This window comes from Alcaligenes sp. YSL9, from assembly GCF_030515105.1.
Taxonomy (GTDB): Bacteria; Pseudomonadota; Gammaproteobacteria; order Burkholderiales; family Burkholderiaceae_B; genus Alcaligenes; species Alcaligenes phenolicus.
Map to the genome: position 1 here is coordinate 904985 of NZ_JALXJU010000001.1, position 25920 is coordinate 930904.

The following is a 25920-nucleotide window of genomic DNA, read 5'->3' on the forward strand; positions in this document are numbered from 1 at the left end:
CCTTATGCGTGCTGCGGGTTGGCCTTGGAAGGATTGATGCCGTATTTGGCAATCGCCTCGGACGCTTTGCTGAACGGAATCTTGCCGTCTTCAGCCAGCGCGCGCAGAGCAGCCAGCACCACGAAGTGACGATCAACCTCAAAGTGCTCGCGCAGCTTGAAGCGGTAGTCGGAGCGGCCAAAACCATCGGTGCCCAGCACTTTGAAGGTGCGGCCCTTAGGCACGAACGGACGAATCTGGTCGCCAAAGGCCTTGACGTAGTCGGTGGAGACCACGATAGGACCGTCCGTTTTAGCCAGTTGAGTCGTCACGTAAGGCACGGGCAGATCCTTGCCTTCAGGATTCAACAGCGCAGCGCGTTCGCAATCCAGACCATCACGACGCAGTTCGGTAAAGCTGGTCACGCTCCAAACGTCGGAGCCAATGCCCCAGTCTTTTTCCAGCAATTCTTGTGCTGCGATCACTTCGCGCAAAATCGTGCCCGAACCCATCAACTGAACGCGCAGCTTGCTGTCCTTGGCCACGGATTTGAACTTGTACATACCGCGCAGGATGCCGTCTTCGTCGCCTTCGACCAGACCGGGCTGAGCGTAGTTCTCGTTCATCAGGGTGACGTAGTAGTACACGTCTTCCTGGTCCTGAACCATGCGCTTCAAACCATGCTGCATGATGACAGCCACTTCGTGAGCGAAGGTGGGGTCGTAGGATACGCAGTTAGGAATCAGCGAGGACTGAATATGGCTGTGGCCATCTTCGTGCTGCAAACCCTCACCGTTCAAGGTGGTGCGACCGGCTGTGCCGCCCAGCACGAAACCGCGTGCTTTCATGTCACCCGCTGCCCAGGCCAGATCGCCAAAGCGCTGGAAGCCGAACATGGAGTAGTAAATGAAGAACGGAATCATGATGCGGTTGCTGTTGGAGTACGACGTGGCCGCCGCAATCCAGGAGCTGAAAGCACCCTGTTCGTTAATACCTTCCTGCAACAACTGACCATTGGCCGTTTCGCGGTAGTACATGACCTGGTCTTTATCAACCGGGGTGTACTTCTGGCCTTCCGGTGCGTAAATACCGATCTGACGGAACAGACCTTCCATACCAAAGGTACGGGATTCGTCTGCCAGGATAGGTACGGCACGAGGACCGACTTGTTTGTCACGCAGCAAGGTGTTGAAAAAGCGCACAAACGCTTGCGTCGTGGAAATCTCACGGCCTTCGGCAGTGGCTTCCAGCATGGGCTTGAATGCGTCCAGAGTCGGCACGGTCAGCTGTTCATCGGCCTTGGTGCGACGCTTGGGCAAGTAGCCGCCCAATGCCTGACGGCGGGCGTGCAGGTATTGCATTTCTGGAGAGTCATCAGCTGGCTTGAAGTAAGGCAGCTCTTCCAGTTTGTCATCAGGAACCGGGATGTTGAAACGGTCGCGGAATTCGCGCACGGCGTCCAGATCCAGGCTCTTTTGTTGGTGCGATGGGTTCTTGGCCTGGCCCACGTGGCCCATGCCGTAGCCCTTGATGGTCTTGGCCAGAATAACGGTAGGCTGACCTTCGTGCTTGGTGGCAGCGTCAAACGCAGCGTACACCTTGTGAGGATCGTGACCGCCACGGTTCAGACGCCAGATGTCCTCGTCGCTCATGCGGCTGACCATTTCCAGCAGCTTGGGGTGCTTGCCAAAGAAGTGCTCGCGAACGTAGGCACCGTCGTTGGCCTTGTAGGCCTGGTATTCGCCGTCCACGGTTTCTTCCATGACCTTGCGCAGGATGCCTTCCTTGTCACGGGCCAACAATGGATCCCAGTAACCGCCCCAGATCAGTTTCAGCACGTTCCAGCCTGCACCACGGAAGGTACCTTCCAGTTCCTGGATGATTTTGCCGTTACCGCGCACAGGACCGTCCAGACGCTGCAAGTTACAGTTCACGATGAAAATCAGGTTGTCCAGTTTTTCACGTGCAGCCAGACCGATGGCGCCCAGGGATTCGGGTTCGTCCATCTCGCCGTCGCCCAGGAATACCCAGACTTTACGGCCGCTGGTATCAGCAATGCCACGGGCATGCAGGTACTTCAGGAAACGAGCCTGGTAGATCGCCATCAATGGGCCCAGACCCATGGATACGGTGGGGAACTGCCAGAATTCGGGCATCAACTTGGGATGCGGGTAGGATGGCAGGCCTTTGCCATCAACTTCCTGACGGAAGTTATTCAGTTGATCTTCGGAGATACGGCCTTCCATAAAGGCGCGGGCGTAAATACCGGGCGAGGAGTGACCTTGGAAAAACACCATGTCGCCGCCGTGATCTTCGGTTTCAGCGTGCCAGAAGTGGTTCTGACCGCAGCCAATCATGGTGGCCAGCGAAGCAAAGGAGGCAATGTGACCGCCCAGACCACCGCCATCAGGAGGGGTTTCGCGGTTGGCGCGCACCACCATGGCCATGGCGTTCCAGCGAATGTAGGAACGGATACGCTCTTCGAGCATCAGATTGCCAGGGTGGGCAGGTTCCAGACCGGGAGGAATCGTGTTCTCGTAAGCCGTGTTGGGCGAGAACGGGATGTGAGCACCGGAGCGACGGGCCAGATCGATCAGCTTTTCGATCAGATCATGAGCACGGGCCGGGCCTTCACGGTCCACCACCGCTTCCAGGGCGTCAAGCCACTCTTTTGTTTCTAGGGCTTGGTCTTGACTGACCTGAGCCGAACTATTGTCTTGGGTTGAGGACATATAGTGTCTCCATATATGTGGTAGTAGTCCGGTCTTGCTCGACGCTGAGCCGCCCATCTAATAAGAAGTAAAGCGATCCTGACCGAAGCGGGTTTTGCGGACTGTGAGCGTTCAAGGCGGGGTACGCCTGCACCAAACCATTCTAGGAAAGAACACAGAAACGCTCAAGCAAAATTTCATTTTATGGTATGTGTTTTCATAATACGAAATATCACTAAAAAAAATAGCCCTACATTACAATCCAGCCATACTTCTTTTCTTGCTGTTATGGCTACTCATCCCAAAAAGTCTCTGATCCCTTCAACCTTCTATGATCAGGCCAAGCAGAATCGGCGTGGATTCTATTGGCTGACACCGGTTGTCGTGCTGTTTCTCTACCTGTGTGTCATGGGGGTATTCCTGTGGCTGCAGCGTTTGCAAAACGATAGCGTCATGTTTGTGACCATCGACCAGGAAACGCGCCAGCAACGCCTGATGATGGTAATTCTGGCCCTGTCCCTGGTGATTGTGGTCAGTTTGCTGGCCCTGTGGCGCTATACCCGCTTCCGCACCCATGCCGAGGCAGCACAAACCGCCGAGACGGGTTTCCGGCGTGCCATGGAAAACTCCATGTCCACGGGGATGCGCGTTTTTGACATGCAGGGCCGCATCGCTTATGTGAATCCGGCTTTTTGCAGAATGATTGGCTGGAATGAGGCCGATCTGGTCGGTCGCACCGCCCCCTTCCCTTACTGGTTACCCGGTCGTCATCAACAGCATCAGGAAACCCTGGATCTTTTGCTGTCCGGCCGCACGCCCAGCAGTGGTCTGGAAGTGGAGGCTCAGCGCCGCGATGGCTCGCGCTTTACGGCCCGTATGTATGTCTCGCCCTTGCGTGCCCCCAATGGAGAGCAGATCGGCTGGATGACTTCCATGACGGACATTACCGAACCCAAGCGTATTCGCGAAGCCCTGACCGCCGCGCATGAACGCTTCATGACGGTGCTGGAAGGTCTGGATGATGCCATTTCCGTGGTGGCCGATACATCGGACGGTCTAGAACTGCTGTTTGCCAACCGCACCTATCGTCGCTTCTTTGGCGCCCAATCCAATGGCCACGCTGAACTGCTGGGTGGCCGTCTGGGTCGCTTTACGGATGAAACCGTAGAGATTTACTCCGAATCGGCGGCCCGCTGGTTTGAAGTCCATCACCGCATGCTGGCCTGGACGGATGGCCGTCGTGTGCGTCTGCAAGTGGCGCGCGATATTACCGACCGCCGCAAGCACGAAGAAGCCTCGCGCATTCAGCAGGAAAAGGTGCAGTTGACCAGCCGCCTGACCACCATGGGCGAAATGGCTTCCTCGCTGGCGCACGAATTGAACCAGCCGCTGACGGCCATCAATAACTACAGCATGGGCGCAGTTGCCATGCTGAAATCTGGTCGCTACCAGCCTGAAACCCTGCTGGCCGCGCTGGAAAAAGCGGCCCAGCAAGCCGAGCGCGCGGGCAAGATCATCAGCCGTATTCGTGAATTCGTGAAACGTAGCGAACCGCGCCGCGTCCGCGTCAAGGTCATGCGTATTGTGGAAAATGCCGTCGGCTTTGCCGAAATCGACGCCCGCAAGCGCCAGATCGAGATTGAATTGAGCATTCCGGACCCCGTTCCTGACGTCATTGCCGACCCCATTCTCATAGAACAGGTATTATTGAATCTGCTCAAAAATGGGATCGAAGCCATGGAACACAGCGAGCATCATGTGCTTCAATTGGTGATTACCCAACAAGAATCGCTTTTGGAGATGGCCGTCATCGATCGCGGTCATGGCTTGAAAGACCCCGAGCGCCTCTTTGAACCGTTTTACAGCACCAAGTCCGAAGGCCTTGGGATGGGCCTGAATATCTGTCGCACAATTATTGAATCGCATCACGGCCGCCTGTGGGCTGTCGGCAATCCAGAGGGTGGAACGATTTTCCGTTTCAGTCTACCTTGTGCGGCACCGGATGTAACGGACACCCTTGATAACAAACTGGAGATACCCGAATGACCAGCCCGCAAATGCCATGCACCATTTACGTAGTCGATGACGACGAAGCCGTACGGGACTCCTTGCGCTGGCTCCTGGAAGCTAACGGCTATCGGGTCCGCTGCTTTGCATCGGGCGAAGAGTTTCTGGGCGCCTATGACCCGGCCCAGGTGGCCGTCCTGATTGTGGACGTGCGCATGCCCGGCATGAGCGGCCTGGAGCTGCAAGAAGCCCTGATCGCTCGCAAGTCGAACATCCCGATTGTGTTCATTACCGGCCACGGTGACGTGCCCATGGCCGTGAGCACCATGAAGAAAGGCGCTATCGACTTTCTGGAAAAACCCTTTAACGAAGCCGATCTGCGCACTATTGTCAGCCGCATGATCGAACAGGCTACGGCTCGTGCCTCGCAAGCGCAGGCGCAAAAAGATCAACAAGAAGTCCTGGGCCGCCTGACAGCGCGCGAACAGCAAGTGCTGGAACGCATTGTTGCCGGTCGCCTGAACAAGCAGATTGCTGGGGACTTGAACATCAGCATTAAAACTGTCGAAGCGCATCGCGCCAATATCATGGAAAAACTGGAAGTCACTACGGTTGCCGACCTCATGAAAATCGCCCTCACCAAGTCCGAGGATGCGTAAATGAGTGCTCGCATTATTGATGGAAAAAAGCTGTCCACCGCCATCAAGGCGGACGTTGCAGAACGCGTTGCCAAGCTGAAACAAACCCACGGCATTCAAGCCGGTTTGACCGTGGTACTGGTCGGTGAAGATCCGGCCTCCCAGGTTTATGTACGCAACAAGGGCCTGGCATGCGAAGCCGCCGGCCTGAAATCCGAAATCATCCGTCTGCCTGCCGACACCACCGAAACCAAGCTGCTAGCCCTGATCACTCGCTTGAATCAGGACAGCTCGGTGCACGGCATTCTGGTTCAGTTGCCCCTGCCCGCCCATCTGGACGAGCACAAGGTGATTGAAACCATTGCACCGCACAAGGACGTGGATGGTTTCCACGTCAGCAATGCCGGCATGCTCATGACGGGCAAGCCACTATTTGCCCCCTGCACGCCCTACGGCGTCATGAAAATGCTGGAATCCGAAAACGTGGCACTGCGCGGCGCAGAAGCCGTAGTCGTGGGCGCCAGCAATATCGTGGGCAAACCCATGGCCATGCTCTTGCTGGCTGCGGGCGCCACCGTCACCCTCTGTAACTCCAAAACGCGCGATCTGGCCGCCCAGACACGCCGTGCCGATGTGCTGGTCGCTGCCGTAGGCCGACCTGGCATCATTACCGGCGATATGGTCAAGCCCGGTGCCGTCGTGATCGACGTGGGTATCAACCGCGGTGCAGACGGCAAGCTGTGCGGCGACGTGGACTTTGCCAGCGCCAGCGAAGTGGCCTCGGCCATTACGCCCGTACCCGGCGGCGTCGGCCCCATGACCATTGCCATGCTGCTGGTCAACACCTTGGAAGCGGCCGAACGTTCGGCCAACATCAGTCTTTAATTTAATCAACGGTTTATGACGACAAATCCCTTACTGGTTCCTATCGACAGCCTTATTGACTATCCCGCCATCCAGCCCGAGCACATCGAGCAGGCGGTGGACCAACTGCTGGCCTTGGCCCGCCAAGCCGTAGACACAGTCTCCAACGACGATAGCGAACCCAGTTGGGACAACATCGTCGAGCCCATCACCGACGCCACCGAAACCTTGTATCGCGCCTGGTCGGTGGCCGGTCACCTGAACTCGGTCATCAATACGCCCGAACTGCGCACGGTGTACAACCAATGCCTGCCGCGCATGAGCGAGTTCTCGACCTGGGTGGGCTTGAACCGTCCTTTGTTCCTGCGTTATCAGGCGCTGGCCGACAGCCCGGCCTTTGCCACCCTGACGCCCCAGCGCCAACGCATCATTACCCTGGCCCTGCGCGATTTCCGCCTGAGCGGCGTGCAACTGGAAGGTCAGGCGCGTGAAGACTACGCCCGTATTTCCGAAGAGTTGGCGCAAACCTCGCAGCAGTTCTCCGAGCATGTACTGGATGCGATTGATCAGTGGCATTACCTGGTCACCGACCAGGCCGAACTGGACGGCATCCCGGACGACGTGTTGGCCGCCGCCCAACGCGCTGCTCAGGAAAACGATCAGCAAGGCTGGCGTCTGACATTGAAAATGCCTTGCTACCTGCCTGTCATGCAATACGCACGCAACCAGACCTTGCGTGAGTTGATGTACCGGGCCTACACCACCATTGCCTCCGATCAAGGCGATGCCCAGTTTGATAATTCCCAGGCGATTGAAACGCTGCTGGATCTGCGTGCCCAGGAAGCCAGCCTGCTCGGTTTTGCCAGCTACGCCCATATGCGTCTGGAAACCCGCATGGCCGACACCCCGGAACAGGTGATGAGCTTCTTGCGCGATCTGGCTGCCAAGGCTCGCCCTTACGCCCGCCAGGACCTGGACGAGCTGCAAGCCTTCGCCAAAAAGGAGCTGGGCCTGGACACCCTGCAAGCCTGGGATGTGCCGTTCAGCGCTGAACGCCTGCGTGAACAGCGCTACGCCTACTCGGAAGACGAGGTCAAACAGTACTTCACGGAACCCGCCGTTCTGAACGGCCTGTTCAAAGTCATTCAGCGCCTGTTTGACGTGACACTGCGCGCCGCTGACGTGCCTGCCTGGCATCCTGCCGTACGCCCCTTTGAAGTCATGGCTTCCGACGGCAAAGTTCTGGGTTATCTGTACATGGACCTGCACGCCCGCCAAGGCAAGCAAGGCGGTGCCTGGGTCGATAGCGAACGCAGCCGTCGCCGTCTGGGTGAAGAACTGTGCCTGCCTATTGCCTACCTGGTATGCAACTTTGCCGAACCCCAGCCCGGTCGCCCCGCCCTGCTCACGCATGACGATGTGATCACCCTGTTCCACGAGTCCGGCCACGCCCTGCACACTCTGCTCTCGCGTGTGGATGATCCAGCCGCCTCGGCCTTCTCCGCCGTGGAATGGGACGCCATCGAATTGCCTTCGCAGTTCATGGAAAATTTCTGCTGGGAATGGCCTGTGGTGCAAATGCTGACGGCCCACGTGGAAACCGGCGAGCATCTGCCCCGTGCGCTCTACAACAAGCTCAATCTGGCCCGCAACTTCCAGAGCGGCATGCAAATGGTGCGCCAGCTGGAGTTCTCCCTGTTTGACATGCTGATCCACTCGCGTGATAGCGGCCTGAGCATTGAAGCCGTCATGGAGATTCTGGATCAGGTTCGCCAGGAAGTCGCCGTGCTGTTCCCGCCTGAGTGGCACCGTTTCCCGCATCAGTTCTCGCACTTGTTTGCGGGTGGCTACGGCGCGGGTTACTACAGCTACAAATGGGCTGAAGTCCTGTCCGCCGACGCCTACTCGGCCTTTGAGGAAAAAGCCTATACCCACTCGGATGGGGCACGTGATACCCTCGACAGCAATACGGGCCATCGCTTCTGGCGCGAGATTCTGTCCGTAGGGGGCGAACGCCCGGCTGCCGACTCCTTCCGTGCATTCCGTGGCCGCGATCCTTCCATTACCGCCCTGCTCCGTCACAGCGGGCTCACTCCAGAGCCTGCTTAAACCCAGAGGACGTCCATGACACCCAGCCCAGTAAAGTCCATTCTTGTCTTGTTTAAACAGTTTGGCCTGACACTGGCGCTGGGCTTGTTCCTGCTAGGCAACGCTGCCGCTGCCAATCTGCATCCCGTACGTGGCTTCCTGCCCGATCTGCGCTTTTCCCTTCAAGCCGCTGGCCCCAAAACCGTCACCCAGGATGACTTCAAGGATAAAGTCGTCATCATGTTTTTTGGCTATGCCAGTTGCCCGGATATTTGCCCTACCACCTTGGCCCAGCTGGGCGTGGTCATGGAAGATCTGGGGAACGATGCCGAGCAGGTGCGCATCCTCTTTGTCAGTGTGGACCCCCACCGCGATACGCCCGACTCCCTGGCCCGTTATGTGGCCGCCTTTGATGGCAAGCACACCACCGGCCTGACAGGCTCTGAAAAGCAGATTGCCGATCTGGCCCGTCGTTACCGAGTGGCCTTCCAGATTGAAAAACCCGATCCCAAAGCACCCGAAAACTACGAGGTCTCGCACAGCCGTGGCGTGTATATCTTCGATCAGCAAGGCAGAGCGCGATATCTGGCACCGGACACCGAGTCAGTGCAGGTTCTGGCGGATGGAGTACGCAGTCTGCTGAACTAAACGAGCTTGGCCCTGAATCAAACCTCAGATCAGACTGGCCAACAGCGCCCTCAGCACAACAACAACAACAACAACAACAACAACAACAACAACAACAACAACAACAACAACAACAACAACAACAACAACAACAACAACAACAACAGGCAAAGCATCGGGGCGGGCGTTCCCGTGCCTGGTTAGACACAGGAATACCCGCCCCCTTTAGTATCAGCCTCCGTGTCGTGCGCTCTGACGTTCAGCCACCAGATCCTGCACCATGGACTTGGGCACTTCCGCGTAGCGTTTGAACTCCATGGAGTACGTTGCACGGCCCTGGGACATGGAACGCAGCGTAGTGGCATAGCCAAACATCTCGGACAAAGGCACTTCCGCCTTGATCAGCTTGCCCGCCCCCACCATGTCATCCATACCTTGCACCATGCCCCGACGGCTGGACAGATCGCCCATCACATTGCCGGCATAGTCTTCAGGCGTTTCCACTTCCACCGCCATCATGGGCTCCAGGATCACGGGTGATGCCTGTTTGGCCGCTTCCTTGAAACCAAAGATCGCCGCCATCTTGAAGGCTTGCTCGGACGAGTCCACGTCATGATAGGAACCGAAGGTCAAGGTGACTTTCACATCCACCACGGGATAGCCCGCCAGCACACCACTGTTCAGGGCCTCCAGCACGCCTTTTTCCACCGCCGGGATGTATTCACGCGGAACCACCCCGCCCTTGATGGCGTCGACAAACTCAAAGCCCTTGCCCGCCTCTTGCGGCTCCAGAGTGAAGACCACATGGCCGTACTGTCCTTTACCGCCAGATTGACGCACAAACTTGCCTTCGACATCGCGCACGGTCTTGCTGATGGTTTCGCGGTAGGCCACTTGCGGTTTGCCCACATTCGCTTCCACACCGAACTCGCGCTTCATGCGATCCACAATGATCTCCAGATGCAGCTCGCCCATACCGCCAATAATCGTCTGGCCCGATTCCTCGTCCGTGCTGACACGGAAGGACGGATCTTCAGAAGCCAGACGCGAGAGCGCAATCCCCATCTTTTCCTGATCAGACTTGGTCTTGGGCTCTACAGCCTGACGAATCACCGGCTCAGGAAACTCCATGCGCTCCAGGGTGAGGATGGCCGATGGATCACACAGGGTTTCACCTGTACTGACCTCTTTCAGGCCAACGCAGGCCGCAATATCACCCGCATGCAGTTCATCCACCTCATGCCTGTCATTGGCATGCATCTGCACAATCCGGCCAATGCGCTCTTTCTTGCCACGGCCGGGAATATAGACGCTATCGCCCTTGGCCAGCACACCGGAATACACACGCACAAAGGTTAACTGGCCGACATACGGGTCCGTCATCAGCTTGAAGGCCAATGCCGAGAACTTCTCATTGTCGTCAGACTGGCGAGTGACGATTTCGCCAGCCTCGTCCACGCCTTGCACTGCAGGCACATCTACGGGAGAAGGTAGCAGCTCCACCACCGCATCCAGCATGCGTTGCACACCCTTGTTCTTGAAGGCCGAGCCACACAGCATGGGCTGAATCTCTCCGGCAATGGTGCGCAAGCGCAGGCCCAGCGTGATCTGGGCCACGCTCAGCTCACCCGTTTCCAGGTACTGATTCATCAGCTCTTCATTGGCTTCTGCCGCTGCTTCCAGCATGCGCTCACGCCATTGCTTGGCCGGGGCGACCAAATCCGCAGGGATGTCCTCAAAACTGAACTTCATGCCCTGAGAGGCCTCGTCCCACACAATCGCTTTCATCAAACGCAGGTCGATCACACCCTTGAAACCCTCTTCAGCCCCCATGGGAATCACAACAGGCACAGGATTGGCCTTGAGGCGGTCCACCATCATCTGACGTACACGAAAGAAATCCGCCCCGACACGGTCCATCTTGTTGACGAAAGCCAGGCGCGGAACCTTGTACTTGTTGGCCTGACGCCAAACCGTTTCAGATTGGGGCTGTACCCCACCGACCGCGTCATACACCATGACCGCGCCGTCCAGCACGCGCATGGAGCGTTCAACCTCGATGGTGAAATCCACGTGGCCGGGGGTGTCGATGATATTGATGCGGTGCTCGGGCAGCGAGCCATCCATGCCTCGCCAAAAGCAGGTGGTGGCCGCCGAGGTAATGGTGATGCCACGCTCCTGCTCCTGGCTCATCCAGTCCATAGTGGCCGCCCCGTCATGCACTTCCCCCAGCTTGTGACTGACGCCGGTGTAGAAAAGAATGCGCTCGGTCGTGGTGGTTTTGCCAGCGTCAATATGCGCCGAGATACCAATGTTCCGATAGCGAGTGATGGGTGTATGGCGAGCCATGATGATTGTCCTTGGAGTCGTCCTGCCTTGCGGTGCAAGGCACCTGGGCTCCTGTTGTTTCAGTGGTTGATAACAATCAGATAGTACGCCTACAATCGTACTATTAACAAGATTTTTTCCACGCGCCGTGCATCCACACCACAGCGCGAAAACGGTACGTGGACACGGGTACAATCACCGCGACGAATAATGACAGGACCCGATATGCTTCCCAATCATCCCGAGCGCGCACAGATTCGCTTGGAAAATGTACTGACTGCCCTGGGCAATCCCTTGCGTCTGGCCGTTGTGCGTGCTTTGGCCTCTGAAGGCGAACGCGCCTGTGGCTCGCTACTGCAAGGCCAAACCAAATCCACCATGACGCATCACTGGCGTGTCTTGCGCGATAGCGGCGTAATCTGGCAACGCCCCTCTGGACGAGAGAACCTGCTGTCGCTGCGCAAGGACGATCTGGAGGACCGCTTTCCCGGCCTGCTGCATTCCTTGCTGGGCGCATTGGAAAATGACCCGGTAACCGAGGCGACCACCGCGCAGCATCTACAAAACGCCGCCAAATAATAAAAGCACCCTGAAAATCAAACTGCCCGCCAAAGGTCGGATCAATGTCCAACTTTTGGCGGGCAACTCACATACAGGGTCAAGACTCTCGGGGCCAGAGCCCGAAAACGGGATCAAACCCGTGCAGGCTGACTTATTTGCCTCGCAAAGCAGATTGCGCACCGCGCAAGGCCGTACGCAAGCCCTCTTCCAATACGGGATGGTAGAACGGCATGGCCAGCATCTGATCCAGCGTCAGTCCCATCTGCAAGGACCAGGCCAGCAAGTGAGCAATATGTTCAGCTTGAGGCCCCACCATCTCGGCCCCCAGAAACTTGCCCGCCTTGTCCGCATAAACGTGCAACAAGCCACGGTTGACCAGCATCACGCGAGCACGGCCCTGATTGCCGAAGTTCACACTCCCTGTCACCGCGCCTTCTGGCAGGGATTTAAAGGGCGTGCCAACCACGGCCACCTGTGGATCCGTGAACATCACTGCCATGCGCGCACGACGCGCCATGGGCTCGTCCTGTCCATTGCTGACGGCCTGCAAAGCGGCCAGACGACCATCATCCGCTGCCTCGTGCAAGATAGGCGCACGCTGGTTCACATCACCGGCCAGATAAATAGAAGTGCCTTTCAGCTGCAGGCTGGCAGGGTCATACACTACTCGTCCTTTGCTATCCCACTGTGCAGGGGTATTGTCCAGCCCCAAATTATCCAACTGTGGTCTGCGGCCTGCGGCGCCGAGAACGTAGTCGTAATCCTCGATCAGTTCCTTGCCATCCACCTGCAAGCGCACGCGCGCCTTGCCATTGACGACTTCGCTGCCCAACACGGTTACGTCAGCGCGAATGTTCAGTTCCTGATTGAAAATCGCCCGTCCGGCTTCACGCACTTCGGGATCCGAAAGCCCAGCCAGGCTCTGGCTGCGGTTGATAATGGACACCTTCACGCCCACACGCGCCAGCGCCTGACCCAACTCCAGACCAATCACGCCCGTACCGACAACCAGCACGCTTTCCGGCAAATCCGTCCAGTCAAAAACATCCTCGTTATTGATCAGCAAAGCCCCCAGCGGCTCCAGCTCCTTGGGGCGCACGGGTGTAGAGCCAGTGGCGATAATCACGTGCCCTGCGGTGATACGGGTATGGTCATCCACTTCCAGCACATGCTCGGACACAAAGCGGGCATGACCACGCACTTTGTCTTCGGCATCAAAGCCTTCCACATCGTCCACCACAAATTGCACAAAGCGATCCCGCTCGCGACGCACGCGATCCATGACCTCTTTGCCTTCAATGCGGATATTGCCGTCTACGTGAACACCGAAAGGAGCGGTATGGCGGGCATGATGGGCAGCGTCCGCTGCTGCGATCAACAATTTGGATGGCATGCAGCCAACACGTGCGCACATGGTGCCATAGGGGCCTGATTCAATCATCAGCGTTCGTTTACCGGCACGTTTGGCCGTACGATACGCTGTCATGCCTGCTGTCCCCGCTCCAATCACGGCAACATCACACTGAATTTCTTTCATAACCGCTCCTTGAGTCCATACTAAGGCAATCAGGGGCCTGATGACCTGCCCGACCACCCGTTCTACAATGTGCAGAATTGACTCTTTCAATCATAACGCAGTCCCCTTGCACTGCCCGAGGAAAGCCCATGCTGATTAGTGAAGCGGCCCGCGTAACCGGCCTGACACCCAAAATGATCCGGCACTATGAAGATCTGGGACTCTTGAATAGTGACCGTGCCCCCAATGGCTACCGCGTCTACCAGGATCAGGACCTGGATACCTTGCACTTTATTGTTCGCGCCAAGGACCTGGGTTTCAATCTGGCGGACATTCAGCAACTGACCAGCCTGTGGCGCGACCAGCAACGTCCCAGCAGCGAGGTCAAGCAACTGGCTCAGGCACATATCAAAGCACTGGAAAGCCGCGCTGCCCTCTTACTGGACATGGCGGCCAAGCTGCGGGTGCTGGCTGAACAATGCCAGGGGGACCAGCATCCTGATTGCCCCATCCTGGATGGTTTGGAAGGCGGCCATTGCTCCGGGTCGGTAAAAACCACAGCCTGAGCGCGGGCTCCTCCAGACACGTGCCCCGCTCGTCGGCATACTCCCCCGAATCTCTTAAACAAAGCGGTTAAAAAAAATGCCTCTCAAACCTTCCACAAGGCTTGAGAGGCAGCGGCATCGTGCCAAATCTCCAAATAGGCTAGGAACCAGCCACCACATTAGGCAGCCACACCGACACTTGCGGGAACAGGGTCAAGATAATGAGTACCAGCAAGGCCGTGAACAGGAAGGGAGCAATCCCCACCACACCCCGCTCCAACGAGATGCGAGCCAGCAAGGACGAAATATTCAGGCACAAACCGGCTGGTGGTGTAATCAGACCAATACACAGGTTCACGACGGCAACCACGGTAAAGTGAGTCGGATCAATCCCCAGCTTCATCGCAATGGGATAGAGCACAGGAATCAACATCACCAGGGCGGCGTTGGTTTCCAGGAACATACCCACGATCAGCAACAGCACATTGACGAACAGCAGGAACACAAGCGGGTTGCTGATGTTTTCCAAAACGAAAGCTGAAATGGCTTCGGGAATACTGACGTACGCCAACAGCCAGCTAAAGACACGCGCTGCTGCAACGATGATCATGATCACAGCGGTGGTATGAGCGGCGCCAACCAGGCTATCTACAAAGATTTTCCAGGTGATCTGACGGTATACCAGCGTCCCGACGACCAAGGCATAAATCACCGCCATGATGGCCGCTTCGGTAATGTTGAAAATACCGCTGCGAATGCCGCCCAGAATAAAGACTGGCAGCAACAAGGCAAAGGCCGAGTTCTTAAAGGTAATCCAGATTTCCCGGCCTGAGGCTTTGCCTTGCGTTGGGAAATTATTACGCTTGCTGATCCACCAGCTCATCACCAGCATGGACAGCATATACAGAATGCCTGGTACCACACCGGCCAAGAACAAGGTCGTGATGGACTGGCCTGTCAGTACGGCCACCACAATAAATGGGATGGAAGGCGGGATGATGGGAGCCACCACGTTCGCGGCTGCAATAACGCCGCCCGCAAAACCGGGTGGATAGCCAGAGCGGATCATGGCAGGAATCATGATACGGCCCAGAGCACTGGTATCTGCCACGGCCGAGCCGGAGATCCCGGCAAACATGCCCGAGGCCAGCACGCCGCTCATGGCCAGGCCACCTTTGAAACGGCCCAACAAGGCATTGGCAAAATCCAGCAGTCGACTGGTCAGGCCACCGGAGGTCATCAGGCTACCGGCCAGAACAAAGAACGGAATGGCCAGCAAGGAAAAACTGTCCAGTCCGCTGAACAATTGCTGAGGAACCGCCATCAAGCTGATATCACCCAGTGCCACCAAAGCAGCCAGAACGCCCGCCGTGATGGCAAAGCCGATCGGCATGCCAATCAGCATGAGAATGAGCGTCAGAAGGGTAATTAAGGTTACGGTGATCATAAAAAGTGTTTTCCGTACTTAGGGGTGCTCGTCGATGCTGCCAGATGTCCAATCAGGCTGACTGCCCAAGCGGATTAACAGCAAAATCACCACGCACAAGCCCATTCCCAGCCACAGGGACGCATAGACCCAGGACATGGGGATATCCATCGCTGCCGAGAGCTGAACCGCGTTGATTTGCGCAAACTCCCAACCGTAGTAGGTGATGCTGAGCAAGGTCGCCAGCATCAGCAGGTCGCGAATAATCAAGACGCGTCGTTTGAGCTTGCTTGAGATGTGGTCCAGAAAGATCGTGACTGTCACGTGACCACTGCGGCGCAATACCGCTGCACTGCCCAGCAAGGAAATCCAGACCATCAAGAAGCGAGCAACTTCCTCACTCCAGGAGGACATATCTTTCAGGACGTAGCGAGAGAAGATCTGCCATGCAATAACCGCACACATCACAAACATCATGCTGCCGATAATCCAATCCAGCGCCTTTTCAATAACAGACGCGCTTTTATCGGCCCAATTTTCTGTTTTGGTCGGTACGTTGTTAGTTGTCATAACTTTTACCTGTGGGGTCGGGACATGAGGGTGACGCATGTCCCGATCTTTTCATTATTGAACGGCGCGGATTTTATCCAGCCAAACCTGCAGCTCGGGGAACTCTGCATCCATGGCTTTAATCTTGGTCGCAAAGGCTTCGCGGTCGACCGCGTTAAATGCCATGCCTTTTCCGATCAGAAACTGCTTCATGTTTTCTTCTTCCACGATCATGCGATCCGTGGCTTCCTTCATGACACGCTCGCCCTCTTCCTGCAGAATCTGACGTGTTTCCTCGGGCAATTTCTTGAAGTAGGCGTCCGAGTAGATCAAGGTCATGGCGCCGATGGTGTGCTGGGTTTCAGCCACGTTCTTTTGAACCTCGAACAGATTGACGTTCTTGATCACTTCCAGGGGGTTTTCCTGACCATCAATCATGCCGTGCTGCAGGGAAGTGAACAGCTCAGCCATGCCCATAGGCACCGGGCTGGCACCCAGCGTGGTCCAGGTGCTGCGATACATGCGCAGTGGTGGGACACGCATTTTCAGGCCATGCAAATCGTCCGGGTTTTGAATCACCCGGTTCGAGGTCAGGTAGCGAGCGCCACGATAGGCCGCCCCCACCAGCTTGAACCCGCTTTCCTTGGCGATCTGGTCATACAGTTCCTGGCCGACTGGGCCGGTATAAACCGCACGGTAGTGATCCATATCGCGAATCAGGTAGGGGTAAGCTTCGACACCAGCCGATTTTGCATAGCGGTCCAGTGCTCCTACACTTTGCAGCACAATGTGGTTGGTACCCATGCGCAAACCTTCGATGGACTGGGGCCAGTCACCGGTCAAGCCATTGGCGTCGATATTGATCTTGATTTTCCCGCCCGAACGCTCTTCAACAGCAGCCTTGAAGCGCTCTGCTGTTTGCCCCCAGTGGTCCTGGGCAGCATAAATATGCGCAAACTTCAGCGTAACGGGTTTAATTTCTGCCTGAGCGGCAACACTGCTGAACAAGCCAACAGCGGCAAAAACGGTAGCGAGTAGAGAAAACTTTTTCATGTCTTCCTCCGTATTAATCGTTATATGAAAAGAGGTGGACTACTGACCTGAAGGACGGCCCAGGAAGCTCTGATCATCCAGAGCCAGGGTCATGGCGGTCAGGGCAGCCAGATAGCTGTAATGACGCATGCCCATGCAAATGCCAGTAGCGGTATGGGTGAAGCTGGACTGAATGCTGCCACCGCCCAAACCACGGGCCGCGCCTGCACTTGCAGCGATATTCGAGAAGTGAACTTCCATCACGGGCAACTCAGTGTCTTCCAGGGCATGACGCACACCTTCCCCAATCGTGGTCAGGCCAGCGGGATTGATCAGGTAGCCATCTACCCGATGAGCGGACTCGTGGATGTATTCCAAAATATCGCCCATATGGTTGGATGAAAAACTTTCTACCTCTACACCCAACTGCTCACCAAAGTTGCGCACACACTCCTTGAGCTCGTCCAGGGACTGAATGTTTCCATAGACTTTTTTGCTGCGCTTACCCAGGCTCGACATGTTCGGGCCATCAATCACAGCGATAAGGTGTTTGCGGTTGGAAGAACGGGTGATGGTGAAGTTATGTGCACTCATGTTTGGAAGCCTCTTGCCAAGTGGGATTAGTTAAAACGCAGACCAGCATCCACATTCAGTGTCTGACCAGTGATGTATTTGCTTTCATCGGAAGCCAGGAACATGGTGGCGCCGATCATGTCGCTGACATCCCCTTTGCGCTTCAGGGTTTGGGCAGCGATGATGGCGTCCCATTGCTCTGGACGAATGGTGTCGCGTGGCACTTCGGTCACAATGCCGTGCGGGCTGATGGCATTGACGTTGATGCAGTATTCACCCAGCTCGGTAGCCAGGGCGCGGGTCAAGGCGACAACCGCCCCTTTGGAGGCCACGTAGTGCGCGTAATTCGCACGGCCCGTAACCACAACGCTGGAAGAAATATTGATGATCTTGCCGCTTTGCTGTTGCTTCATGAAGGGCGATACCGCCTTGATGCAGTTAAAGACACCACGGGCATTGACGCCCATCACAAAGTCCCACTCGTCTGCGTCGATTTCTTCAAATGGCTTCATTTTCAGAGTCGAGAAAACGGCCGCATTGTTAATCAGCACGTCTACTGTGCCGAAGGCTTTGACTGCCTGCGCAACCATCTCGGCCGTACTCTTGTCGTCCGACACATCAACTTTGACAGCCAGGGCCTGACCATTTTCTGCCTGAATTTCTGCTGCAACAGCCTGTGCTTTTTCGATGTTCAAATCAGCAACCACCACCGCAGCACCTGCCTTGGCAAATTCTTGCGCGTAGGCACGACCAATCCCTTGGCCTGCTCCGGTGATAATCACTGTTTTATTTTCAAATCTCACGATAGTTCCTTATTGGTATGGGTATGAATGTGTTCAGGCAGGCATACGCAAGGTAGCCATACCACCATCAATATTGATGATGGTGCCGGTGTAAGACAGCGCGCCCGGATGGGCAACGTGGGCAACCAGGCGAGCCACCTCCTCGGGCTGAACCATTTGCCCGGTGGGTTGGCGACGGTGAAACTCATTGCGCTTGGCCACCGGATCGCTAGTGCGATTGGCCAGCTCGGTCATGAAGGGGGTGTCTACGGTGGCGGGGGCAATGCCCACTACGCGAATCTGCTCGGCAATCAAATCGGCGGACATGGCCAGCGTCATGGACTGGATCGCCCCTTTGCTGGCTGAATACAGCGCACGCTCGGGCAAACCATTGATCGCGGTGCAAGAAGACATATTGACGATCACGGCATTTTTCGACTGACGCAAATACGGCAAACACGCACGCGTACTACGCATATAGCCCAGCACGTTGATGTTAAAAATCCGCAGCCAGTCTTCGTCACTGCCATCTTCTATCGTGCCCACAAAGCTCACACCGGCGTTGTTGACCAAGACATCAATACGACCCTGTTCCTGGGCGAATCCGGCCAGCGCTCGATTCAAGGACTCCTGATCGGTCACATCGGCAGTCAAAGCCGTAACCCCTTCCGGAATGCCCTCAGGCTGACGGTCAATACCGCCAACAATGGCACCCAGCTCCAGCAGGTGCTGGCATACAGCCTGGCCTATGCCTGCTGCGGCACCTGTGACAACAACAATTCGGCCTGTAAAGTCTGACATAAGCGTTCCTAGCGAAAATGTGTGGTGCCAGATGCCTTGAAATGCGCCAATAACAAGGCCATCAAGGTATCGGGCGGGGTCAGTGGCAACATGTGCCCTCCCCCATCAAGAATGTGCAAGGCTGTCTGTGTCCTGCCCGCCTTGTGCAAGGCATTCAGGATGATCTGCATGGCACTGGCGGGCGTAGACAGATCGTGACTGCCCGTCAGCAGCAAAGTGGCCGGCAAGTGCGCCGCCAGCTCACCGTACCCGGAAAACTGGGCAAAACTTTGCCAACTGCTCAGCAATGTCTGCACCGGAACCAGGCTGAGCTGTTGCTCTGCGTACTGCATGGCCTGGGCTAGCTCAGGGCTGGTCTCCAGGCCACCAAACCAGCGCTGCATGGTGGTCTCTACAATGGTTTGACGACTTTCATGCTGCATGGCCTGGGCCCGCTCACCAAAGACCGCCAAGCCCATTGGCGGGCTGGCGACAATGCTCAGGCTTTGCACCTTTTTAGAGGGAAGATCGGCCAGCCTGGCCGCTGCCAACGCCGCAATCACCCCACCAATCGAATGCCCCAGCAAATGAACCTTGTCAAAACGGCAGGACTCCACCACCTTGACGGCATCATCCACCAAGGTATCCAGGTCGAACTGCGACAACGCAGCGGCCGAGCCATGGCCTCGCAGGTCGTAACTCAGACACGGATAATCGGCAGCCAAGTGGCTGAACAGTGCGTCAAAGGAATGCGCATCGACCCCGATGGAGTGCAAGGCAATGACACATTCATCGCCGCTCGTGCCCTTCTGCGCAACGAGCAAGGACCCGGGGTAAGGAAGCCTGGCCAATGGGGTCGTCATGCTTGGCTACACGTGCTGTTCAACAACACGCCTTTACTTTGTAAAGACGACACGGCCTCAGCAGACAGGCTTAACCACTCACCCAACACGCGTGCATCATCCTCGCCCTTCCTGGGAGGGAAACGAGATGGAGTGGCTTCGGCGCCCACAAATTTGATGGGGTTTCCAACGACCTCAATACTGTGATCTTCATTTTGAAGGGCCAGAATCATGCTGCGTTCTGAATCGCGTGCATGTGCCAATGCCTCTGGCACGGACTGGATCAGCGCAACCGGGACACTGTGCTCTTCCAATAATGGAATCCAATAAGCAGCCGCCTGTGTCGCGAAAGCGCTTTCAAGCTGCTCCCACAAGGCATGTTTGTTTTTCAGGCGACTGGCACCAGTCTGGAAGCGTTCATCATCAAGGAGCGACTCCAGGCCCAGTACACGACACAAGCCTTGCCACATTCTCTCGGTATTGGCCGTCACCACAAACTCGCGGCCATCACCACCCCGGAAAGAGCGGTAGGTAGGAATAGAGTCATGCTTGGCCCCCTGGGGAGCGGGCGTCACTCCCGCAATCAAGGCATAGGCACTTTGATAAGACAGCATGGCCAACTGGCAATCCAGCATCGCCACATCCACAATCCGGCCTTTACCGGTACGTTCCCTGTCGGCCAGGGCGGCATTGATGGCGATAGTCGCGTACAAGCCAGCGACCGTATCACCGGCTGGAATGCCCAAACGTACGGCTGGTCTGCCTTCTTCGCCGGTCAGGCTCATGACGCCTGACAAGGCTTGCACAATCATGTCGTAAGCAGGTTTGTCACGGTCCGGGCCGGTTTGCCCAAAACCACTAATGGACGCCCAGACCAGACCGGGGTGTTCTTCACACAAGGCTTGTGGGTCCAGGCCCAGACGGGCCGCCACGCCCGGGCGGTAATTTTCCACAACCACATCCGCTTTCAGGATCAGTTGTCGAACCAGGTCCAGCCCTTCAGCGGTTTTCAGATTCACCGCCAAACTGCTTTTATTGCGATTAATACTCAGATAGTAAGCACTATCCTCACCCACAAAATGGGGGGGAATACTGCGACTGGAGTCACCTTCCGGTGCCTCGATCTTGACCACTTCAGCCCCCAGGTCCCCCAGCACTTGTGTGCAGAAGGGGCCGGACAAAAAGGTAGTGAGGTCGATGACCTTATAGCCTGCCAGGGGCTGAGCGGTAGCGGTATGACTCATAATTTGGTTTTTCTATGTCGGTATCCGAACATCTCGGACAGTTTTTCGGCATGATGAATAACGGCAGCGGTAATGGCACTCAAACCTGCACTGGGCACACGGGTGGTGGGCATGGTCAAACAAATACAGCCCACAATGCCGTGGTTATCAAAAACAGGTGCAGCAACCCCGCGTGCATCAGGCAACTTCTCGCTCATGCTGTGGGCATAGCCGTTCTGGCGCACTTCGCTCAGCTCTGCCAGGAGCGACTCCAAAGCAGGCAAAGGTGCATCTTGCGCCGGAGAGGTCTCGGCCTTGGCATACACACGCTCTATCGTGTCCTGATCCAGATACGCCAAAATAGCCTTGCCGGAAGCCCCCCAGACCAGGGACATGGGCTTGTGCAAATCAATCTGATATTGCAGCTTGTGCTCGCCTCGTGCGATGGCGGCAAAACTCATGGCAGACTCGCTGACGGCATACGTGCCAAACAGGACCGTCTCGTTGAACTCGGAAGCAATCTCGTCCAGCGATTTTTGTGCCAATGCAGGCTTGGATTCAGCGCTCATCACTTGCGCCGCTACTCGATAAAATTCAGGCCCGATGCTGTACAAACCACTTCCACCACTGACCACCGCAACAAAATCATCTTTACGCAGCAGATTCAGCAAGCGGTGAGCTGTTGAAGGGGCCAGGCCCATTTGCTCGGACACTTGCTTGACGGTTACCGGGCCGTTGGACTCTGCCAAGACAGCCAATAGCTGAAGCGCACGGCTTACGGTTCCGGTTGAACTAGTAGAGGTGGACGTGTTTTGTGTGGTCATATCTGGGCTTCAAAAATATGGATTGCACAAGCACCATGATCAAGGCCCGCAATACCGCCACCCGTGACGTGAGTCATGGCGTAGCGAGCATCAGGAACCTGACGTTCTCCGGCTTGGTGTGTCAGTTGCCAGTACATTTCCACGGCTTGGGCCACACCGCTTGCTCCCACTGGGTGACCCTTGGCCAGCAAACCGCCACTGGGGTTCACCACCACATCACCGCCGTAGGTACTACGGCCATCCAGCAGAAACTGAGCAGACTGCCCGACCTCACACAAACCTAGTGCTTCGTAATAAATAAGTTCGGCGATTGTAAACGCGTCATGCAGCTCAACCGCATCCAGATCCTTGGCTGTAATCCCCGCCATCTTGTAGGCGTCGCGGGCGGATTCCGCCGAAATCTCGGGACGAGTCATGTCGCGAAAACCGCTGGTCGCCTGACCGGAATGCAGCACCGACGCAGCGACCCGCATGGCAGGTTTCTGCAAACGTTTCAGGGCGCGCTCGGACACCATGATCAAGGCCGCCGCGCCGTCACCCGTAGGGCAACATTGCAGCAAGGTCAGCGGGTCACAAATAGGACGAGATGCCAGCACCTGTTCCACCGTCAGCGGATCACGATACTGTGCATAGGGATTATGTTGACTGTGTGTGCGAGCCTTGATGGAGACTTGCGCCAGAACTTCTGGCCCCAGATTGCGTTCATGCAGGTAACGACGAGCACGCATGCCATACACTGCAGGCATCACCAAGCCCTGCTGGACCTCGGGATCCTCCTGCACCAAAGGCAAGGTGCCTCCGCCAAACTGCGTCAGCTTGTCCACACCGATCACCAGCACGATATCGTGTCGACCAGCCTGGATATCTTTCCAGGCCAAGTGAATGGCCGTGGCCCCACCCGAGCAGGCGTTATCGCAATTGACGACAGGCACTGTACCAATACCGATTTCCTTGACCAGACGCTGTCCCGTCAACATGCCACCAAAGGCGTGGCCGCAAACAACAGCATCAATATCCTGAGCCTGTACACCGGCACTGGCCATCGCGTTAAGGATTGCGGGCAAGGCCAAACCGGTATAGCTGGATTCTTTATGACGAGCCATGGGAATCATGGCCGCGCCGACTACATATGCTTCACTCACCTTACTTCTCCGCCGACATAGGAGTTACAAACCAGTCATTGCCATCGGTGGCAGTACTGACAGGCATATCGCAATACAAGGCGCTCAGGTCTTCACAACGTACGTGTGCCAAAACACGAACTCCGTTAGGAAAATCTACATATCCCAAGGTGTAAGGCGTGGGACGCGACGCGGAAACATAAATGGTGGAAAAACTGTAGAGCTTTCCAAATGGGCCAAAAAACATGTCTTGCATGTCTCGAGCACCCGTTTCCATACACACTTCACGGACAGGAAAAGCCTTGCTGCCGCTGGAACGGCTCTGGCTGCCACGCAACAAGACCGCTCCATCTTCAATAACAAACTGGCTAGCCTGGTCTGACGCAATATCTCGTATCGGCTGTGCATTTGCACCGAAAGCCATCGCCGTCGGCAGCTCAGTAGATTCAGTAACTGGCATGAATTAATCCTTGCAGCATTAATTAACTTGATTCCAAAAATTCTCAATTTGCAGTGCGAAGGCTTCGGGCACTTCAACCGGCGCCGTGTGACCGGACTGCTCAAATACCGTATGTGTGCTGTGTGGAAGCAAGCTGTGCATATGCTCCATATCAGCGGGCTTTTTAGCTCTGTCCAAAGCACCGCTGATCAACAAATGAGGGGTGCTATTGCCTGCCAAAAGAGACTGATAGTCAGGACGGGCAAACACGCCATTGACTGAGTTGGCAATGCTGGGAGGCAAATGTGTGAAGTAGTCGCGCCACTGCTCCTGCTGAGCCTGAGCAGCAAGGTCTGTGCTTGCCAGAAAGGCGTCTCCAAACATGGTTTGCAGCAAGGCCGAGACATAGGGTGCACCGCCATCCCGACGCAGTTGCGCTTCCAGTTGGTCAAAGCGCTCTTTCTGCTGTTCTGCCATCGAGGTGCAGCAAGACAGGACAGCAGAACGGACCAACTGAGGTGCACGCTGCATCAGCTCCTGAGCCACGTAACCTCCCATCGAGCTACCCACTACATGCAAGGAAGAAATCCGCAGTGCTTGGGCCAGGAACGCGTAGTCCTGTGCCAACTGATGCATGGTGGCGGGCTTCTGGCCTGCGGTGCTCAAGCCCTGATTACGATGATCCGGGCAAATAATGTGCCATTCGTTTTGCAACGCCTGAATCACGGGCAGGAACATGCCTCCATTGAAAAACAGGGAGTGCAGCATGAGCACGGATGGACGAGATGCGCTGGGCTGCCCAATTTCTGCGTAATGCAGTTCGGCCCCATCGGGAAGCATCAAGTGCTGTGTGCTGACTTGTTTCATCATTTTCCTGTTTATATTCCGTTTAACGGAATGTCATTCTAATGTATGGAATAATGATAAAAGCGTGGTTAGCTTCATGCCTATCAGTACAAACCCTAGGGCACAAAAAAAGCCCGAATCCAGAAAGGATTCAGGCTATTTAAAACGTTCCAAAGCAATCACCACTCCGGGTGATGCCATGGAAACAGCGCTATTTTAGAACCGGTTCATCATCAGCTGGACTCAAGCAGCTTGCCACTCCGTCACAAACTTTTGTGGCTCGGGACGCTGGGCAGGACCCAGATTGTGAATAGGCGTACCCACCGACACAAAGCCCAGGAACTGGTAATCCAGGGAATCAAAACCCAAGGCTTCAGGAACTTCTTCACCATAGGTGCCCAGGCCGGTGCTCCAGAAAGCGCCAAAGCCCAGTTGATGAGCCGCATGCAGCATATTGCTGACAGCTGCGCCCGTTGCCAGAACACGCTCCAGTTCAGGGATTTTTTCTTCACCATGATCGATGTGGCTGGCTACAGCAATCAGCATGGGCACTTTGGCCAGCCAGGCGCGGACGCTGGCAGCTTTCTGCTCGGTCAATGGATTACCGGCGCGCTCATTGGCGGCAATGGCCAGTTCGCCCAGAGCCTGCACGTTTTCACCGCGGATCAGGCAAAAGCGCCAAGGCTGCAAACGACCATGGTCAGGAGCGACCATGGCAGCGCGCAAAATCAGGTCCAGCTCTTGCTCGTTCGGCCCGGGGCCTTGCACCAGCTTGATGGAGCGGCGGGACAATAGGGAATCAATGGTACTCATAGTGCTTCCAGAATCAGTTAAGAGTGCCCTGCCCAGATGGCAGGGCTCAGTCAGGCTTGAGCAGGAGCGCCCGCTTGCACCAGCAGGGCTTTCATGTCGCGCACGGCTTTTTCCCAACCGTCAAAGACAGCCTGGGCAACAATGGCGTGACCAATATTAAGCTCCGTCAGCCCCGGCAAGGCGGCAATCGCTTGTACGTTGCCGTAGTGCAGGCCATGACCCGCATTCACACGCAGACCTTGCGACACACCTTGAGCAATACCGGCACGGATACGTTCCAGTTCGCTGGCGGCCTGCTCGGGCGTTTGAGCATCCGCATAGGTGCCGGTGTGCAGTTCGATCACGGTGGCACCCACGTCGCTGGCGGCTCGGATTTGCGCCGGGTCGGCATCAATGAACAGCGAAACGCGAATACCGGCAGCCTGCAATTGCTGCACAGCAGCCTTGACCTGGTCCAGATGACCGACCACATCCAGACCACCTTCGGTCGTCAGTTCAGCACGGTGTTCGGGAACCAGGCAGACATCGTCCGGTTTGATACGGCAGGCAATGTCCAGCATTTCGGTGGTGATGGCGCATTCCAGATTCATCCGGGTACGCAGTACGGGGCGCAGGGCCTCGACGTCGGCATCCTGAATATGACGCCGGTCTTCACGCAGATGTAAGGTGATCAGGTCCGCTCCGGCTTCTTCTGCTCGCAAAGCGGCCTGAATTGGATCAGGGTATGTGGTCAGACGCTGCTGGCGCAGCGTCGCCACATGATCGATATTGACGCCCAGTTCTAACATTCCCCAAGGACCTCCGTA

24 protein-coding genes are annotated in these 25920 nt (G+C 56.3%); 7 read left to right on the plus strand and 17 right to left on the minus strand.

Annotation, left to right across the window (positions count from 1 at the left end; all coding sequences use genetic code 11):
- Window positions 1-2: 2 nt before the first annotated feature.
- Window positions 3-2711 carry a pyruvate dehydrogenase (acetyl-transferring), homodimeric type gene (gene aceE / locus M2Q46_RS04220; RefSeq protein ID WP_251197194.1) on the minus strand — a complete coding sequence of 903 codons (2709 nt, stop codon included), beginning with the start codon at window positions 2709-2711 and terminating at the stop codon, window positions 3-5.
- Between the two features lie 267 nt (window positions 2712-2978).
- Here aceE and M2Q46_RS04225 point away from each other — a divergent pair, with 267 nt between their 5' ends.
- The 5 genes from M2Q46_RS04225 to M2Q46_RS04245 are packed head-to-tail and all read left to right on the plus strand — an operon-like array spanning window position 2979 to window position 8935.
- Window positions 2979-4736 (plus strand): PAS domain-containing sensor histidine kinase, encoded by a 1758-nt coding sequence (locus tag M2Q46_RS04225; RefSeq protein ID WP_035271741.1) that lies wholly within the window; start codon window positions 2979-2981, stop codon window positions 4734-4736.
- Window positions 4733-5356 carry a response regulator transcription factor gene (locus M2Q46_RS04230; RefSeq protein WP_042480818.1) on the plus strand — a complete coding sequence of 208 codons (624 nt, stop codon included), beginning with the start codon at window positions 4733-4735 and terminating at the stop codon, window positions 5354-5356. The genes M2Q46_RS04225 and M2Q46_RS04230 overlap by 4 nt, the downstream gene beginning before the upstream one ends.
- Entirely contained in the window at window positions 5357-6220 is an 864-nt protein-coding gene (gene folD / locus M2Q46_RS04235; RefSeq protein WP_026483301.1) for a bifunctional methylenetetrahydrofolate dehydrogenase/methenyltetrahydrofolate cyclohydrolase FolD, read from the plus strand.
- Window positions 6221-6235: 15 nt separating this feature from the next.
- Window positions 6236-8308, plus strand: coding sequence for a M3 family metallopeptidase (locus M2Q46_RS04240; RefSeq protein WP_035271744.1), 2073 nt, complete (start codon window positions 6236-6238; stop codon window positions 8306-8308).
- A 15-nt stretch (window positions 8309-8323) separates the two neighbouring features.
- Window positions 8324-8935: an SCO family protein gene (locus M2Q46_RS04245; RefSeq protein WP_302356829.1), complete on the plus strand. Its 612-nt coding sequence runs from the start codon at window positions 8324-8326 to the stop codon at window positions 8933-8935.
- 210 nt (window positions 8936-9145) lie between these two features.
- Here M2Q46_RS04245 and fusA read toward each other — a convergent pair whose 3' ends face one another.
- Window positions 9146-11263 (minus strand): elongation factor G, encoded by a 2118-nt coding sequence (fusA, locus tag M2Q46_RS04250; protein ID WP_302356830.1) that lies wholly within the window; start codon window positions 11261-11263, stop codon window positions 9146-9148.
- A 204-nt stretch (window positions 11264-11467) separates the two neighbouring features.
- Here fusA and M2Q46_RS04255 point away from each other — a divergent pair, with 204 nt between their 5' ends.
- Window positions 11468-11821, plus strand: a complete 354-nt coding sequence (locus tag M2Q46_RS04255) for a helix-turn-helix transcriptional regulator (protein ID WP_035271750.1) — start codon at window positions 11468-11470, stop codon at window positions 11819-11821.
- 133 nt (window positions 11822-11954) lie between these two features.
- On the opposite strand, the gene M2Q46_RS04260 is transcribed toward M2Q46_RS04255, so the two are convergent.
- Complete coding sequence (locus M2Q46_RS04260; RefSeq protein WP_247966780.1) at window positions 11955-13340, minus strand: dihydrolipoyl dehydrogenase; 1386 nt, start codon at window positions 13338-13340, stop codon at window positions 11955-11957.
- 128 nt (window positions 13341-13468) lie between these two features.
- On the opposite strand from M2Q46_RS04260, the gene M2Q46_RS04265 reads away from it, so the two are divergent.
- Window positions 13469-13885 carry a MerR family transcriptional regulator gene (locus tag M2Q46_RS04265; RefSeq protein WP_088450105.1) on the plus strand — a complete coding sequence of 139 codons (417 nt, stop codon included), beginning with the start codon at window positions 13469-13471 and terminating at the stop codon, window positions 13883-13885.
- A gap of 139 nt (window positions 13886-14024) precedes the next feature.
- Here M2Q46_RS04265 and M2Q46_RS04270 read toward each other — a convergent pair whose 3' ends face one another.
- The 14 genes from M2Q46_RS04270 to pdxJ form a co-directional block, all read right to left on the minus strand.
- Window positions 14025-15311, minus strand: a complete 1287-nt coding sequence (locus M2Q46_RS04270) for a TRAP transporter large permease (protein WP_088450107.1) — start codon at window positions 15309-15311, stop codon at window positions 14025-14027.
- 18 nt (window positions 15312-15329) lie between these two features.
- Complete coding sequence (locus tag M2Q46_RS04275; protein WP_045929918.1) at window positions 15330-15860, minus strand: TRAP transporter small permease; 531 nt, start codon at window positions 15858-15860, stop codon at window positions 15330-15332.
- A gap of 54 nt (window positions 15861-15914) precedes the next feature.
- A complete protein-coding gene (locus tag M2Q46_RS04280) occupies window positions 15915-16892 on the minus strand; it encodes a TRAP transporter substrate-binding protein (protein WP_045929919.1) in 978 nt (325 codons plus the stop codon).
- A gap of 39 nt (window positions 16893-16931) precedes the next feature.
- Window positions 16932-17465 (minus strand): type II 3-dehydroquinate dehydratase, encoded by a 534-nt coding sequence (locus tag M2Q46_RS04285; protein ID WP_060185124.1) that lies wholly within the window; start codon window positions 17463-17465, stop codon window positions 16932-16934.
- 26 nt (window positions 17466-17491) lie between these two features.
- Entirely contained in the window at window positions 17492-18247 is a 756-nt protein-coding gene (locus M2Q46_RS04290) for an SDR family NAD(P)-dependent oxidoreductase (protein WP_042480846.1), read from the minus strand.
- Between the two features lie 33 nt (window positions 18248-18280).
- Window positions 18281-19027 carry an SDR family NAD(P)-dependent oxidoreductase gene (locus M2Q46_RS04295; RefSeq protein WP_083053470.1) on the minus strand — a complete coding sequence of 249 codons (747 nt, stop codon included), beginning with the start codon at window positions 19025-19027 and terminating at the stop codon, window positions 18281-18283.
- Window positions 19028-19035: 8 nt separating this feature from the next.
- Entirely contained in the window at window positions 19036-19869 is an 834-nt protein-coding gene (locus M2Q46_RS04300) for an alpha/beta fold hydrolase (protein WP_302356831.1), read from the minus strand.
- Window positions 19866-21092, minus strand: coding sequence for a CaiB/BaiF CoA-transferase family protein (locus M2Q46_RS04305; RefSeq protein ID WP_257111904.1), 1227 nt, complete (start codon window positions 21090-21092; stop codon window positions 19866-19868). The genes M2Q46_RS04300 and M2Q46_RS04305 overlap by 4 nt, the downstream gene beginning before the upstream one ends.
- A complete protein-coding gene (locus M2Q46_RS04310; RefSeq protein WP_080723684.1) occupies window positions 21089-21895 on the minus strand; it encodes an IclR family transcriptional regulator in 807 nt (268 codons plus the stop codon). The genes M2Q46_RS04305 and M2Q46_RS04310 overlap by 4 nt, the downstream gene beginning before the upstream one ends.
- Window positions 21892-23037: a thiolase family protein gene (locus tag M2Q46_RS04315; RefSeq protein ID WP_060185128.1), complete on the minus strand. Its 1146-nt coding sequence runs from the start codon at window positions 23035-23037 to the stop codon at window positions 21892-21894. The genes M2Q46_RS04310 and M2Q46_RS04315 overlap by 4 nt, the downstream gene beginning before the upstream one ends.
- A 1-nt stretch (window position 23038) precedes the next feature.
- A complete protein-coding gene (locus M2Q46_RS04320) occupies window positions 23039-23476 on the minus strand; it encodes a Zn-ribbon domain-containing OB-fold protein (protein WP_060185129.1) in 438 nt (145 codons plus the stop codon).
- Between the two features lie 18 nt (window positions 23477-23494).
- On the minus strand, window positions 23495-24325 hold the full coding sequence (locus M2Q46_RS04325) for an alpha/beta fold hydrolase (protein WP_137430311.1): 831 nt from the start codon (window positions 24323-24325) through the stop codon (window positions 23495-23497).
- Between the two features lie 219 nt (window positions 24326-24544).
- Entirely contained in the window at window positions 24545-25114 is a 570-nt protein-coding gene (locus tag M2Q46_RS04330) for a nitroreductase (protein WP_042480868.1), read from the minus strand.
- A gap of 50 nt (window positions 25115-25164) precedes the next feature.
- Complete coding sequence (gene pdxJ, locus M2Q46_RS04335; RefSeq protein ID WP_009457072.1) at window positions 25165-25902, minus strand: pyridoxine 5'-phosphate synthase; 738 nt, start codon at window positions 25900-25902, stop codon at window positions 25165-25167.
- Window positions 25903-25920 lie beyond the last annotated feature (18 nt).